This is a genomic window from unidentified bacterial endosymbiont (genome assembly GCF_918320885.1).
Classification (GTDB): domain Bacteria; phylum Pseudomonadota; class Gammaproteobacteria; order Enterobacterales.
The window spans coordinates 1,197,083-1,212,537 of the sequence record NZ_OU907312.1; the positions used below are offsets into that span (position 1 = coordinate 1,197,083).

A 15,455-nucleotide genomic window follows, 5' to 3' on the forward strand; every position below is an offset into this window, starting at 1 on the left:
ATGAGGGGCTGTCAATGCTGGTTAGGCATGAGCGAAAATTATAAGCTAATTGGGGGAGCATAAACAATATTTACGCTGGATTATCAATGTCGACAAACTGTACTGCAAAATCATGCTGTTGTGCTAACCAATCGCCCAAAGCTTTGATCCCATAGCGTTCACTGGCATGGTGCCCAATCGCATAGAAATGCAGCCCCATTTCACGGGCTACATGCACGGTCTGCTCGGAAACTTCACCGGTGATAAAGGCATCGACTCCGTGGGCCGCAGCCGGCAAAATATAGCTTTGACCACCCCCAGTGCACCAGGCAACCCGCCGAATCAGCGGGAGTGTCAGCGGATCACAATGTAACGGTGAACGTCCTAGCTGTTGCTGCAGCTGGGCGGCTAATTCAGCGCCACGACAGGGCACGGCTAATTCGCCTTGCCAGACAATGCCCACTGGCTGACAGTCGGCTAAAGGTACGGCCGCCTTGATTCCTAAATAACGCCCTAATTGCGCGTTATTGCCCAACTGTGGATGGATATCTAAGGGTAGATGATACGCCAGCAAGTTGAGATCATGGCCTAAGAGTGTTTTGAGCCGTTGACGCAACATGCCGACGACTACAGGGGATTGCTGGCGCCAAAAGTAACCATGATGCACTAACACCGCATCGACCTGTTCCTTGACGGCAACCGCTAGCAGCGCCTGACTAGCGGTCACCCCGGTGAGGATGCGGTGTATCTGGGCACGTCCTTCTACTTGTAACCCATTAGGAGCGCTATCTTGGATGCTGTCCGGTTGCAAGGTATCGTGTAGTAACTGAAGCAATTGTTGACGATGCATTTCTGGCCCCGCTGTTAACCGACCCTGTCTAATTCCGCCACCATGCCCGAAAGACCCCTACTGGCGCAAGCCAGTAGGTTTATTTTTGGGATAACAGAGGTTAAAAAAGTTTGCGGCCGTTCAATAGAAACGTTATTATTGCATTTGAGGTACATCAATACCTCCTGGTTTAGCAACCTAGGACTTGATCGGGGCACAAATTGTGCTGCTATAGCCCGTTTTGGGCTTGTTCCTGCCGATTTATGGCGGTTCAAGCAGGGCAGCCGAAAGGCTGGCCGGTCACCGATGAAGCCGGATTGCTAACCCTGTTTGAGCTGCCACCACCAGTATTAGCAACTTCAGTGGCACGCTTTCCCTCTTGGGCTTTTATTCATCGGAGATGGCTGTAATGAGTCATGCAGTGCCTTTTTATTTCCATCAACAACAGCCTCGTCTACGCTTTTTTACTGGCGATCTAGTACAGCAGTCTCTATCTACCCTGATCAAATTCATTCGTAAACGACGTCTCATAAAAGATCGTAGGCGGATTCACGCTTGGGGGGCTTGGTATGCTTCAATAATGAGTAGCAGCAAACCGTTTGACGCTTAAACCGCTGGCGCCATCAAACCCTCAGTTTGATGGCACCAGTTATCTCTTGATTGCTGATCCTGGTCACCCCCATCAAATCCTTTCTATGATCTTGCTACCCTTTAACGGACACAACGAAGAGGAACAAAGCGTATAATTTTTTGTTACTTTTTGAGGTGAAGTTATGAATCAAGGGGAATCAAGGAGCTATGATAAGGAATTCAAGCTGAATGCGGTAAAGCTGTATCACAGCACTGGTAAAACGCTCTGTCAATTGAGCGAGGAATTGGGAGTTCCCAAGAGTACATTGGCAGGGTGGGTCCATCAGCATAACAAGGATGGTGCAGAGGCTTTCCCGGGCAAAGGATACCTGAAAGCGTCTGATGCTGAGCTCAGTCAATTGCGGAAAGAATTGGCGATAGCACGCGAAGAGAGGGATATCCTAAAAAAAGCCTTGGGCATCTTCTCAGTGGCCCGCAAGTAAAATACCAGTTTATGCAAAAGCATGCTGGGGAATTCAGCGTAGAGAGGATGTCCAACGTGTTAGGTGTATCCCGCAGTGGCTATTATCAGTTTATCAAGGCTGAGCCATCCAAGCGCTATTGTGAGGATGAGCGTTTAATATCTGAAATTAAAGAGGTTTATACCATAAGCAACCAAATTTACGGTAGCCCACGTATCCATGCTGAGTTACGAGCTAGAGGTGAGCGCTGTTCACGCAAACGGGTTTGTCGGCTAATGAAAGCAGCCCATATTGCGGCTAAGATGAAAAAACGATTTAAGGTAACCACAATAGTCGATCCAAAGGCCGCAGTGGCGCCTAATTTACTCAAGCAGAAGTTCACAGCCACTCGCCCTGATCAATACTGGGCAGCAGATATTACCTATATTCCGACCCAAGAGGGATGGTTGTATGTTGCTATCGTACTGGACCTGTTCTCTCGTAGTATCGTGGGGATGGATATGCAAGCTCACATGACCACCGAGTTAGTAGCCGCAGCATTACGCCAGGCAATAACACGGAGGAAGCCTGCTGCAGGTCTCATCCACCACTCCGACCGAGGCAGCCAGTATACCAGCAAAGGATTCAAGGCTGTATCGGCGCATCACCAGATAACGCTTAGCATGAGTAGTACGGGCAATTGTTATGACAATGCAGTAGCAGAGAGTTTTTTCCATACCTTAAAAACAGAGCACACCCACTTTGAACGTTTTGAGAGCAGAGAACAAGCCAAATTGAGCATTTTTGAATACGTAGAAGTGTTTTATAACCGACAGAGACGGCACTCAACGCTAGGCTATCTGTCTCCTGTAAATTTTGAAAAAAATTGGTTATCCCAGGTCGCTTAAGGTTTCTCTTCTCTGTGTCTAAAAAAAGGTGGCAAGATCACTAGCCCTGCATTCAGCGCTCTGGCCAGTAGCCAGGAGAGCGATACGCTAGCTGAAGCAGCAGAGTTTTATCCTAGGCATTCAATTTAAGTTGTTTTATCATCGCCAGTGCCGACAAATTTTCATCATAGAAAATTTCATGATGCCTATTGCAGCTATCTCAACGATTGAACTACCAACTGAACGACTCTTACTGCGCCCACCCAAGCCAGAAGACGCGCTTGATCTGCTTCACTATTATCACGCCAATCGTGACCACCTGAGGCCTTGGGAACCACAACATCCAGATGATTTCTATACGTTGCCAAAATTGCAACAAAGCCTGATCGATCGGGTAGAGGCCATGGAGAAAGGCCATGCTATTCACTGGCTACTCATTGGCCGAAAAAGTGTGGGGCTACAGGGAGAGTGCAATGTCACGGCTATTATTCGCGGTCCCTTCCAGGCCTGTTACCTTGGCTTCTCCATTGCCCAGGGTCAAGGCCTCATGCATGAAGCGTTATCTACCGCCATAGACTTTATTTTTAGGGGTTATAGGTTGAATCGTATCATGGCTAACTATCGTCCGGAAAACCGGCGGTGTGGCCAATTACTGGCCCGTCTAGGCTTCGAAATCGAGGGCAAGGCCCGAGCTTACCTCAAGATCAATGGTCTCTGGGAAGATCACCTCTTGACCTCGCGAATCAATAGCAATGCGCTATAAGGCACTCCTATGAATGACCTAATGCTTGATCGCTTACCCACCATAAACAATAAAAAAGAGTTTTTGTTCGCTTATTTAAAACATTCGATACAAGGAGTCGTTCGATGCCTGATCTAGATTGTCCAAAAAAAAACAGTAAAAATAATTGGTTTTTCAATGAATTAAAATACAATATAATATCTACCCTAAAAATTACTTCATTATTAATAGGTTATTCAATATTTTTATTCTATTTTATTCAAAATGATTTTTTTCCCAATATGGATATCTTTAATTGGGGATCACTTATCATTTCTGCTTTTATCTTAGGGTCTCTCTGGTTTTTTATTCTAATTTCTTTTATAATAGTTGTGAGTTATTGTTGGAGTAATTTTGTTGTTAAGGATAAAATTTTATTAAAAAAAATAGCCCACAAAAAAGGAGATTGGTTATTAGATGACCTTTATCTTCGAAAGATAACAATTTATTGCTTTTGGATACCATTACTAATCAATAACTTGCTGTTAGTATTGATTGGCTATGCCTTTAAAAATGCCTATGTGATAACATCTGTTTTTATTTTGATGCCTATCATTTTAGGGGGAATCACTGCTAGTACTCTTTGGAAGAAACTACAACTCCCTTATAAACGATGCCTTGAATATTTTATGATGATTACTTATTCGATATTTATTTCGAGTGTTTTTTGTATTATTTTTTCATATATTTTCCAAGATAATATATCCCATCTCAATGAGATTATCTTTTTATTTTTTATTTTTATTACCACTATGTTTATTAACATTATCACAGTGCTATTTATTGAAAAAAATAAATTGGGTGTATTCATGATAATTATCAGTTTTTTTTATTTTTTGTTTTTTCTGACGAATATAGGAAAATCCTTTCCAGCAAAGGTTGTTAAAACCCTTAACATAGGTAACTATCAAGCCTCTCAAGTGTATCTGACGTCAGAGAGCTGTCAGCGTCTCCAAGAGACACAGTTATTGGAGATCTCCCCACAGTGCAGCGTAGAGAATATCGAGGTCCTATGGGATATTGGGGGGCGTTATATCTTTAAAGTCGCCGTCAATGGCGAGCAGGAAATTTTATCCTTAGACGCCAAGGAGATTGTCGCGGTGCTAAAGTCTAAAAAACCCAGCACCGCCTGCCGCACGCAACCGCCTGAAGCGCCAGTCGATAACAGTATTAGTCAATAGATTTTACTCTATTGATCTATTAGACCAAAATAATTTAGCTACCGCTTAATGCGGTACAGATCCTTCATATAGAAAACCCTCATAGGGTTATCGCACCTATAACCACCGATATCTGGCTTTACCAGTCGAACCGTCACTACGTGGAAAAGAGGAATAATCGGTAGATCTAACATTAACTGATCCTCCGCCGCTTGGTAGATCTGATAGCGCTCCTCCACAGTTGTAGCTGATAAGCTGCGTAGCATCAGATCATCAAAATATTGACTACTGTACCCCGAGGTACACACACTGCTGTTGGAAATTAGAATATTCAGAAACGAGCTGGGTTCATTATAGTCGGAGAACCAGGTCAGGGCTGACATCTGGAGCTTGGCTGCAGCGCGGTTTTCCATAAAGCTCCGCCACTCCTGCCCTTCCAAGCGTACCTCGGCCCCTAATGTCTCACGCCACATGGCCGCCGCCGCTAGCGCAATCTTCTTGTTATACTCACTGTTGTCATAGCTCAGAGTAAACTTTAGTGGCTTCTCCTCGCCATAGCCCGCCTCTTGAAGTAACTTTCTAGCTTCCACCTGCCGCTGTTGTGGCTCCCAGCTGCTCCACACCACTGGATGTGGCTGAAAGCCCTTGGGGTCTCTCGAGTTGAAGGTGTAAGCTGGCAGTTGCCCTTGGCCCAGAACCGATGAGGAGATCCATTCACGATTCAAAACTAAAGAGAGCGCCCTGCGCACCCGGGGATCATTAAATGGGGCTTGGCGTATATTGAATTCATAAAAATAGAGGGCTAAACGTGGGGAAGCTTGTACCTCTTCTGCCATCGTATGCTTAAACTCCTTGAACAGTTCCGTTGGCAAATTTCTCCCAGTGATATCAATTTCTCCTGCTAGGTAACGCTTGACAGCACTCTCATCCGAAGAGAGGGGCAAAAAGGTTACCTTGTCGATAACCATGTTTAAATTGTCCCAGTAATTTTTGTTGCGCAATAGAACAATCCGCTCATTGACCAGCCACTTATCTATCTTATAGGCCCCATTACCCACCCAGTTTGCTGGGGAAGTCCACTTGTCACCGAACTTTTCCACCGTAGCCTGATGAATAGGATAGAGCGGAAAATTGGCGAGCATCTTACTCAAGTAGGGCACTGGAGAGGAGAGAGATAACTGTAGAGTATGGTCATCAATGGCACAGATCCCCAATTTTCCGCTCGGCTGCTTCCCACTGACGATCTCATCGATATTCTCTAACCTCATCCCTAGAAGAGCATCAACATAGGGTGCGGCAGTCTCAGGATCAGCCAAGCGCTGCCAACTGTAGACAAAGTCGTGGGCTGTCAGGGGTTCGCCGTTGGACCAACTAGCTTCCGTTCGTAAATAGAGGGTCCAGCGCTTAAAATCTGGAGTGCTCTCCCAACGCACAGCCACCCCGGGAACTATCTCTCCACGAGGATCAAAAGAGGCTAAGCCCTCAAAAAGATTTGCCATAATACTGGCCTCAGGGGAGCCAAGAGTTTTATGGGGATCTAGGGATGCCGGTTCAGCCACATTATTAATCACCAGCTCCTGATGGGGAGAAAGCGCTACTCCAGAGGGGATTTCAGCACCGACAACGTGTATGCTCGATAATAGGGCTAGGCTTAGAGTCAAACTCCCCCACAGCGTCACGCTACTCCCTCCTACTGTATTGGCCACCCCTTTAATTTTAACCCTACTATCCTGCACCCTAAGTACCTGCTACATAATATTTGCATAGGGCATCCTGGATCATAAATCTAAAAAAATCAAGGAGTACACCCATTCCATGAAAATAATTTTTCTAAAATAGAGCCAGTCACTATGATGGATCTTGCCTCTATGTAAGCTAAGCTTGGTCTGGGTCTGGGCTGCTCTATCGGATAGATAATCCTATAGTTAATAGTCCAGAATAGACTATTAACTATTATGGATTATTGTTTATACAGGAATAACATCTTTTTAAGAGGAAAGAATCACTTTTCACTGTACCTTATCGTTTAAAAAAGCTACCATTGCAAAGTAATAGGGCAACTACTTTTATAGGTATGGTGTATTATGCATTCTGATGTTGCTATTATCATTTCTTCAAGACTTGATTCGGTAAGGCTTCCCCAAAAACCTCTACGATTTATAGGGGAAGTTTCAATGATCGAGCACGTTCTCAGGCAGGTGCACTTAACCACCCTAAAAAATATTTATGTTGCAACTGACTCAGAAGCTATAGCTGAAAAAGTGACTGATTGTGGTGGACAATTCATTCTCACCACCCAAGAGTGCCAATCGGGTACTGACCGAGTATGTGAAGCATTTCAGCTCATTCCTGATAATCAGCATATTAATTATATTTTGAATGTACAAGGTGACATGCCTTTTGTAGAACCAAAATCAATTATAAAAGTTATTGAAAGCCTAAAATCGAGTCATTACGATATTATGACACCCGTGGTAAAAGTTGGAATAGATATCGTCAATAGCCCGAGCAAGGTCACAGTGGTTACTGGCCATAATGATAAAGCCTTGTATTTCTCTCGTAGTCTTATTCCTCATGGCGCTGAAGAATTTTTATGTCATGTAGGCATTTATGGATTTCGTAAAGAAGCATTAACTAAATTCAGGAACTTACCCACCTCAACCTTAGAATTAATCGAAAAACTTGAACAACTAAGAGCATTACAAAATGATATGTCCATAGGGGTATGTTATGTTGATAATATTCCTATTTCTGTTGATACAGCAGAGGATTTAAACAAAGCCATAGAGTTTTATCAATCTATGAGTGAATAACTTATTGATGCATGATAATGAATATAATAACTCTTTCCAGAAATAAATAGATTTTTCATGAGAGACAGGCTTAGTCTCTCCTTTACTTCTATTAAAGCAGCACAGGAAATCATCCCTGTGCTAAAGTCTAAACCTGGCGCCGTCTGCAGTCCCCATCAGTCATAGCAACCCCCTACTCCCATTCAATCGTCGCTGGGGGTTTTCCTGAGATATCGTACACCACGCGCGCAATGCCGGGGACCTCATTGATAATGCGATTGGCTACTAACTCTAGAAAATCCCCCGGTAGCCGGGCCCAGCGGGCGGTCATAAAGTCGATGGTCTCTACCGCCCGTAGCGCAATGACCCAGGCATATTGTCGGCCATCGCCCATGACGCCTACCGAACGAACCCCTAGAAATACTGCGAAGGCTTGACTGACTTGATAGTAGAGCCCTGCTTGCTGCAGGGCTTCCATAAAAATAGCATCGGCTTGGCGCAGTAGGTCACAGTAGGTGGCACGCACTTCACCCAGAACCCGTACCCCGAGTCCCGGTCCCGGAAAGGGGTGACGATAGAGGAGTTCATAGGGCAAGCCTAACTCTAAACCAATGGCACGCACCTCATCTTTAAAGAGCTTCTGTAAGGGTTCTAACAGTTTTAAGGTCATCGTCTCAGGCAAGCCACCAACATTGTGGTGCGATTTGATTACCTGGGCTTTCCCGGTGGCTGAGGCGGCTGATTCAATGATATCCGGGTAAATGGTCCCTTGCGCTAACCACTTGATCTCTGGGTATTGCCCTGCTTGCTCATCGAACACCTCAATAAATAGATGACCGATCACTTTTCGTTTGGCTTCTGGATCGACCACCCCTTGTAGTGCCGCAAAAAACCGCTGTTCAGCCTGAACGGTTGTTAAATGCAGCCCAAAATGCTCAGCAAAAGTTTGACGAACCTGTTCTGCTTCCTGCCAGCGTAATAGGCCATTATCCACAAAGATACAGTGCAGTCGCTGGCCCAGCGCACGGTGGAGTAGCAAGGCGGTCACTGCTGAGTCCACCCCGCCAGAGAGCCCGAGGATCACCTGCTCCTCTGCTCCAACCTGCTGTTGAATGTTTGCGACTAACTCGTCAATAATCGACTGCGGTGTCCAGCTCGGCGTACAGCCACAAATTTGCTGTACAAAACGCGCTAAAATCCGCAGGCCTTGGGGGGTATGCGTCACCTCTGGGTGAAACTGTATCCCGTAAAAACCTCTGGCTTCATCGGCCATCGCGGCCAGCGGACAGTTCGGGGTACTGGCCAGGCTCACAAACTCCTTCGGTAACTGCGTCACCTGATCACCATGGCTCATCCACACTTTGAGCAGCGGATCACCGTGAGCTGTCAGGCTATCTTCAATGTTATCGAATAAAGCACTAGCGGTATGCAGTACCACTTCAGCATAACCGAATTCTCGTGCAGCGGCCGGAGTAACCTCACCCCCCAATTGGCAGGCCATGATCTGCATCCCGTAGCAGATCCCCAAGAGCGGGACTCCTAAGTGAAAAATAGCCTCAGCGGGCCGCGGGCTATCGACGGCCAGGCTACTATCGGGACCACCGGATAAGATAATGCCACGTGGATTAAACTCACGGATCTTGGCGGCTGATACTGAGCCATCCCACAGTTCACAGTACACGCCACATTCGCGAACTCTACGGGCAATCAGTTGGCTAGTTTGTGATCCAAAATCTAAAATTAGGAGTCGCTGTTCTGGAGAGTTGGTCTGCATGGGTGAAGGTAGCCTATTCATTCAATAGCGGCAACGCTAGGAGTAGCGCCACCAGTTTAAGAGAGGTTGTGTGTCTGATGGATTACCCTAAACGATAATTCGGCGCTTCTTTGGTGATGGTGACATCATGGACATGACTCTCAGCAATGCCCGCACGCGTTAAACGAACAAATTGTGCTTGGGTGCGTAAAGCTTCGATAGTGGCACAGCCGGTTAACCCCATACAAGCCCGGAGTCCACCCATCTGTTGATGCACCACCTCTTTCAGCTTACCTTTGTAAGGGATCTGTCCCTCAATCCCCTCGGGTACTAATTTATCCAGCGCATTATCACTCTGAAAATAGCGATCGGCGGATCCTTTACCCATGGCCCCGAGCGATCCCATCCCCCGGTAGCTTTTATAAGCCCGCCCTTTGGAGAGTTCCACTTCGCCAGGCGCCTCTTCGGTCCCAGCCAACAGGGCCCCCACCATGACACAGGAGGCACCCGCGGCAATCGCTTTAGCAATATCTCCAGAAAAACGGATGCCGCCATCAGCAATCACCGGAATATCTAAATTTGCCATTGCCAAGGCGTGTACGGCGTCGGCGATGGCAGTAATTTGTGGGACGCCAACACCGGTGACAATCCGAGTGGTGCAGATCGAGCCTGGACCAATACCCACCTTGACGGCACTCACCCCAGCTTCCGCCAATGCCAGCGCGCCAGCAGCGGTGGCGACATTACCCCCCACAATCGGCAAATCAGGATAGGTCGCTCGGGTAGCGCGAATGCGCTGCAAAACGCCTTCTGCATGACCATGTGAGGAGTCAATCAGCAACACATCAACGCCTGCTTCTACCAGTGCGGCAATGCGGATCTCATTACCAGCCACTGCCCCAACGGCAGCACCTACCCGTAAACGCCCTAAGTGATCTTTACAAGCATTGGGTTTATTTTCGGCTTTTTGATAATCTTTGACGGTGATCATCCCTTGAAGACGAAACTGAGCATCCACTACCAACACTTTTTCTATCCGATGTTGATGCATTAACTGCAAAATCGTCTCGCTGGAAGCGCCCGCTCGCACGGTGACTAGGCGCTCTTTCGGCGTCATCACTTGACTCACTGGTTTATCTAGATCAGAGACAAAACGCACATCACGGCCGGTAATAATCCCTACCAATTCATGCGCCGCAGTGACAACGGGATAACCGGCAAAGCCATTTTTTTTGGTGAGGGTAAGCACTTGACTAATAGAGGTTTCTGGCTGAACAGTCACCGGATCAGAGACAATCCCGCTCTCATGTTTTTTAACCGATCGCACCGCTTGTGCCTGCTGTGCAATACTCATATTCTTATGGATAAAACCGAGACCCCCCTCTTGTGCAATAGCGATGGCTAAGGCCGCTTCGGTGACCGTATCCATAGCAGCCGATAGCAAGGGAATATTGAGCGGAATGGTGGCCGTTAGGCGGGTGCTGAGATCAGCTTGGGTGGGCAGCACCGTTGAATAGGCTGGCTGCAGCAGTACATCATCAAAGGTTAGTGCGGTTGGCGTGACACGGATCATTGCAACATCCTACCGTTATCGGGTCATGGTGAGGTAAAACATTGCAGCGGAACTATACAGCAATTACACACCAAATCCTAGATTTTTCTGAAGATCAACAACCCATGGGCTGAGTGAATAAGAAGGCCTGGCGGGTCATGGGGCAGCGCTTAAACACACCGCCCAGGGCGCTGGTTGTAGTAGCACTGTGGGTATCTCGTACGCCACGTGCTTTAACACAGTAGTGCACAGCATCAATGGCTACTGCGACGTTGTCGGTTTCGAGTAGTGTTTGTAATGCTAGCAAAATTTGTTGGGTTAAACGCTCCTGTACCTGGGGACGACGAGCGAAAAATTGTACAATGCGATTGATCTTAGATAAGCCAATGATCTGCTGGTTTGGGATATAAGCCACTTTAGCCAAACCATCGATGGTCACCAGGTGATGTTCACAGGTCGTGATTAGAGTAATATCCCGTACGGTAATCATCTCATCCAGCTGCATGCTATTCGCGATCACCGTGATGTCAGGGAAATGCGCGTAATCTAACCCAATAAAGAGCTCTTCTAGGTACATCTTGGCGACTCGACGGGGAGTTTCCAGCAAACTGTCGTCGCTGAGATCAAGCCCCAACAGCTGCAAAATAGCCCGCAGATGGCCTTCTAATTGCTGTTTGCGCTGCTCTGAGTCCAGGTGCTGCAAGGCTTGCAGCGGTGTTTCCAAGCCACGTGCCCGTAGGGCGTTGCGCACTTTAATGGCCTCTGGACTAAAGGTGCACCCTTTGACCGCTTCTGAAATTAACCGGCATGATAACATGTTGCTACTTCTCCATAATACCCAATACTAACAATTGAATTATCCAACAGATAACGCTTCGGCCAGTTGCTGTCGCACCCTGAAGAGATCCGCTGGAGTATCCACCCCCTGGGAGGCAGGAACCTGTGCTGTGGCCACCTTGATTTTTTCACCCTGCCAAAGGATCCGCAGCTGTTCTAATAGCTCGAGCTGTTCTAAGGGGCTCTCCGTCCAGTGACTGTAACGACGGATAAAAGCCGCCTGATAAGCGTAGATCCCGATATGCCGTTGATAACAGGGGTGAGCTAAGATCGCCGGCGCTTGATCAGCGTCAATGGTGTGATGCACCGTAAACGCCTGCAGTGCTGGCGGTGACAGCGTGTTAAACCGCTGACGATCCCAGGGGATCGCGGCGCGTGAAAAATAGAGTGCATAACCCTGCCGATCAGTCACCACTTTCACCACATTAGGATCCCAGAGTGCTGACACCGACTGTAGTGGTGCCGCCAGCGTCGCCACCGCGGCACTGCTCGGCGCCAACTGATTTGCAACCTGTTGGATCAAGACTGGTGGCATCAGCGGCTCATCCCCTTGCACGTTCACTATAATCGTCTCATCGGCCCACTGATAGTGGGCGACCACTTCCGCTAAACGGGCAGTCCCTGACGGGTGATCTAATCGGGTCATGCAGACTTCACCCCCTGCCGCGGTCACTACCTCAGCGACCTGAGGATGATCAGTCGCCACAATAATTTGGCGAGCACCTGAGCGGCGTACCGCTGATAATACTCGCAGGATCATCGGTTGACCACAGAGATCCACTAAGGGTTTACCCGGCAGTCTGGTGGCTGCATAACGCGCTGGAATCACCGCTACAAACTCTACTGCCGCCATCGCTTTAGGTGGCACCTTCATAATAGAGCCTCACTGGAATCAGTGCTTGCTTGCGCCAGCAGGAGTAGCGGAATGCCCGCCTCAATCGGGTAACGCAGCTGATCAGTAGCACAAATCAACGCCTGTGGCGGTTGATTAGCTAGTGATGCTTCAAGCAGCAAAGCAGCCTGACAGCGGGGACACACTAAGCTTTCAAGTAGTTGTGGATCCATGGGGAATCTTCTTCATGATACGCTGGATTAACGCCTCTTCAGCCCAGTTTGGTAGAACAGCTTCCACCGGTAAAAACCACCAGTTCGTCTGGGCAAATAGACGACACTTCACCGCATCTTTTTCTGTCATCAGCAAGGGCTGCCGATCCAGGGTTAAGCTCTGGAGCATCGCGAGTCGATAGGGCTGGTGATCTCGAAAAACCGTGGTGCCTTGCAAAGAGACGCCCTGTTGTTTTAACAGCGTAAAAAAATGCTCAGGATGAGCAATACCAGCCATCGCCACGGCTGGTGGCAGTTGAGTCACCGGACACTGCTCTCCGGTCAACAGATTCACGGCATTCAATAAACGGAGCTGCATGGGCAACTCCCCAGGCTCTGGTGTGCCACCATGAACAATCAGGGCATCGACGGACTGCAAGCGCCCGATCCCCTCCCGCAACGGACCTGCCGGTAACCAATAGCCATTGCCAAAACGGCGCTGACCCTCTATGACCACGAACTCCAGATCGCGCTGAAGCCCATAGTGCTGGAGCCCATCGTCCGCTATGATAGCATCCAAGTGGTAACGTTGACACAGCAGTGCCACCGCCCGTGCCCGTTTCGCTGCTACCACCACGGGCGCGCCAGTCCGCTGAGCAATCAGCAGCGGTTCATCGCCGACTAGAGTCGCTGAACACGCTGGATAGATCTCCTGTACACCCCGACCGATCTGTCCGCCATAACCGCGGGCCACGACACCGACCTGCAATCCGCGTGCTTGCAGTTGTTGCACTAACCAGATGACTAAGGGGGTCTTACCCGTACCGCCAACGGTCAAGTTACCCACCACTATCACCGGCAGTGGTGCTTGCCACCGCGGCAGTAAACCGATCTGATAGGTGTAGCGACGTAACGTCACCACCAGGGCATAGAGCACCGACAAGGGCAGTAGCAGGCAGGCCATTCGCCGCTTGCCAAACCAAAGCTTATCAATGGCTTTAAGGGCCAATCGTCCTAAGACGATAGATTTTTTCAGCAGGTAGTCCGCCACTACTGTAAACCATACCACGCTGCATAGCGCCCTGCATGAGCTAATAGTTCCTGGTGGCTCCCGGTTTCAACGATCTCTCCCCCCTCGAGAACGACGATATGATCAGCCTGTTCAATGGTGGATAACCGATGGGCGATGATTAACACCGTACGATTTTTTTGCAGTCGCTGCAAGGCAGCCTGAATCAGCTTCTCTGAAACAGTGTCCAGTGCTGAGGTCGCTTCATCAAGAATCAGGAGCGGACTGTTTCGGAGTAAGGCACGGGCAATGGCGATACGCTGACGTTGCCCACCAGAGAGTAAGAGACCATTTTCACCAATGGGAGTCTGCAATCCGAGTGGCAGCGATTCGCTAAATTCCGTCACAGAGGCCTGGCAGGCGGCTTCTTCAATAGCTGACTCACAGATTGGCAGGTCACAGCCATAAGCAATATTATTGGCAATAGTATCATCAAATAGATGGACCTGTTGAGAGACTACCGAAATTTGGCGACGCAGTGAGGTTAAGCCATACTCTCTAATATCACGACCATGCAGCTGAATACTTCCCTCTTGGAGCTCGTAAAAACGGGTTAATAGAGAGACCAGCGTACTTTTACCCGCCCCTGAACGTCCCACGATGGCCACTCGACTGCCAGCAAGAATAGTCATCGTGATCTTTTTTAAGGTGGGTTGTTGCTTGGTGGGATAACGAAAGGTCACCTGACTCCAGGTGATCTCTGGGCTGACGGCGGGTAGCGATTCCAATCCGTTATCTTGCTCGGTAGGGATCGCTAACAAGTCAAACAGAGTTTGACACGCTGCCATTCCTTGCTGAAATGGCGTGTTGACATTGGTCAGCGATTTCAGTGGTCTCATTAGGGATAGCATGGTGCTGAAAAGTGCTGTCAATGTCCCGGCAGAGAGAGCATGTTTAATGCTGGGTAGAGTCGCTGCATACAGGATGAAGGCTAAAGCAGTGGAAGCGATCAACTGGATGAAGGGTTCAGTCAGTGCCGAGGTCGCTACGATTTTCATTTTTTGCTGGCGCATCTGGTTACTTACCCTAGCAAAACGTTGCGATTCGGTTGCTTGAGCACCGAACAGCAACACCTCGCGGTGTCCTTTAAGCATCTGCTCGGCACGTACGGTCATCACCCCCATGGACTCCTGCAGGCGTTTACTCAACATACGAAATCGTTTAGAAACACGATTAATGGTGAAGGATACCACGGGAGCTACCAGTATAATGATAGAAGAGAGTTGCCAGCTCTGATAACACATTATGCACAGTGCCCCGATCACAAAGGCGCTGTCACGAACTAGGGTGACTAAAATTTCAGCGCTGCTATTGGCTACTTGCTCACAATCATAGGTGATACGTGACAGCAAACTACCTGTCGATTGGCGATCAAAAAAAGGGACCGGTAGGCTCATCAAATGGTCAAATAAGCGACGTCGTAACGTCATTACTACCTGTCCAGAGACCCAAGCCAAGCCATAACTGGCTACAAATTGGCTTAAGCCACGCAGCAACACGAGTAGCAGAACGGTCAATGGCATCCAGCGCAACACCTGCGGATCAGTCTGCCCAAACCCTTCATCTAACAGCAGTTTGCTCAACCATATCATTTTTAGATCGATTGCTGCATTGCCAATTAAAGCGAGTGCGGCCAATACTAGGCTAAGCTTAAAAGGAGCAATCATCGGCCAGAGTTGTCGAAAGGTTTGCCAAGTCTTTAAATCATTATTTTTCAAGTGATATGCTCCTTATGGAGGTC

At 48.2% G+C, this 15,455-nt stretch carries 13 protein-coding genes and 1 pseudogene; 5 read left to right on the forward strand and 9 right to left on the reverse strand.

Annotated features, from left to right (window positions below; translation table 11 throughout):
* Positions 1-70: 70 nt before the first annotated feature.
* A complete protein-coding gene (locus NL324_RS06145) occupies positions 71-829 on the reverse strand; it encodes a Nif3-like dinuclear metal center hexameric protein (RefSeq protein ID WP_253306754.1) in 759 nt (252 codons plus the stop codon).
* Positions 830-1,208: 379 nt separating this feature from the next.
* On the opposite strand from NL324_RS06145, the gene NL324_RS06150 reads away from it, so the two are divergent.
* The 4 genes and pseudogenes from NL324_RS06150 to NL324_RS06170 all read left to right on the forward strand — a co-directional run bounded on the left by NL324_RS06150 (position 1,209) and on the right by NL324_RS06170 (position 4,688).
* Complete coding sequence (locus tag NL324_RS06150) at positions 1,209-1,418, forward strand: hypothetical protein (protein ID WP_253306755.1); 210 nt, start codon at positions 1,209-1,211, stop codon at positions 1,416-1,418.
* Between the two features lie 163 nt (positions 1,419-1,581).
* Positions 1,582-2,747: pseudogene (locus NL324_RS06160) on the forward strand (IS3 family transposase).
* A 178-nt stretch (positions 2,748-2,925) separates the two neighbouring features.
* Positions 2,926-3,489, forward strand: a complete 564-nt coding sequence (locus NL324_RS06165) for a GNAT family N-acetyltransferase (protein WP_253306756.1) — start codon at positions 2,926-2,928, stop codon at positions 3,487-3,489.
* A gap of 104 nt (positions 3,490-3,593) precedes the next feature.
* A complete protein-coding gene (locus tag NL324_RS06170; RefSeq protein WP_253306757.1) occupies positions 3,594-4,688 on the forward strand; it encodes a hypothetical protein in 1,095 nt (364 codons plus the stop codon).
* Between the two features lie 38 nt (positions 4,689-4,726).
* On the opposite strand, the gene NL324_RS06175 is transcribed toward NL324_RS06170, so the two are convergent.
* Positions 4,727-6,403 (reverse strand): ABC transporter substrate-binding protein, encoded by a 1,677-nt coding sequence (locus NL324_RS06175; RefSeq protein WP_253306758.1) that lies wholly within the window; start codon positions 6,401-6,403, stop codon positions 4,727-4,729.
* A gap of 345 nt (positions 6,404-6,748) precedes the next feature.
* Here NL324_RS06175 and NL324_RS06180 point away from each other — a divergent pair, with 345 nt between their 5' ends.
* Entirely contained in the window at positions 6,749-7,480 is a 732-nt protein-coding gene (locus NL324_RS06180) for a 3-deoxy-manno-octulosonate cytidylyltransferase (RefSeq protein WP_253307150.1), read from the forward strand.
* A 172-nt stretch (positions 7,481-7,652) separates the two neighbouring features.
* On the opposite strand, the gene guaA is transcribed toward NL324_RS06180, so the two are convergent.
* The 7 genes from guaA to msbA all read right to left on the reverse strand — a co-directional run bounded on the left by guaA (position 7,653) and on the right by msbA (position 15,381).
* Positions 7,653-9,233 (reverse strand): glutamine-hydrolyzing GMP synthase, encoded by a 1,581-nt coding sequence (guaA, locus tag NL324_RS06185; RefSeq protein ID WP_253306759.1) that lies wholly within the window; start codon positions 9,231-9,233, stop codon positions 7,653-7,655.
* Between the two features lie 82 nt (positions 9,234-9,315).
* The gene (guaB, locus tag NL324_RS06190; protein WP_253306760.1) at positions 9,316-10,785 is read right to left on the reverse strand and encodes an IMP dehydrogenase; all 1,470 of its coding nucleotides are present in this window, start codon (positions 10,783-10,785) and stop codon (positions 9,316-9,318) included.
* 94 nt (positions 10,786-10,879) lie between these two features.
* A complete protein-coding gene (folE, locus tag NL324_RS06195; protein ID WP_253306761.1) occupies positions 10,880-11,581 on the reverse strand; it encodes a GTP cyclohydrolase I FolE in 702 nt (233 codons plus the stop codon).
* A 39-nt stretch (positions 11,582-11,620) separates the two neighbouring features.
* Positions 11,621-12,475: a 3-deoxy-manno-octulosonate cytidylyltransferase gene (kdsB, locus tag NL324_RS06200; protein WP_253306762.1), complete on the reverse strand. Its 855-nt coding sequence runs from the start codon at positions 12,473-12,475 to the stop codon at positions 11,621-11,623.
* The gene (locus tag NL324_RS06205) at positions 12,472-12,666 is read right to left on the reverse strand and encodes a Trm112 family protein (protein ID WP_253306763.1); all 195 of its coding nucleotides are present in this window, start codon (positions 12,664-12,666) and stop codon (positions 12,472-12,474) included. The genes kdsB and NL324_RS06205 overlap by 4 nt, the downstream gene beginning before the upstream one ends.
* Complete coding sequence (gene lpxK, locus NL324_RS06210) at positions 12,647-13,609, reverse strand: tetraacyldisaccharide 4'-kinase (protein ID WP_253307151.1); 963 nt, start codon at positions 13,607-13,609, stop codon at positions 12,647-12,649. The genes NL324_RS06205 and lpxK overlap by 20 nt, the downstream gene beginning before the upstream one ends.
* 86 nt (positions 13,610-13,695) lie before the next feature.
* On the reverse strand, positions 13,696-15,381 hold the full coding sequence (gene msbA, locus NL324_RS06215) for a lipid A export permease/ATP-binding protein MsbA (protein WP_253307152.1): 1,686 nt from the start codon (positions 15,379-15,381) through the stop codon (positions 13,696-13,698).
* Between the last annotated feature and the right edge of the window lie 74 nt (positions 15,382-15,455).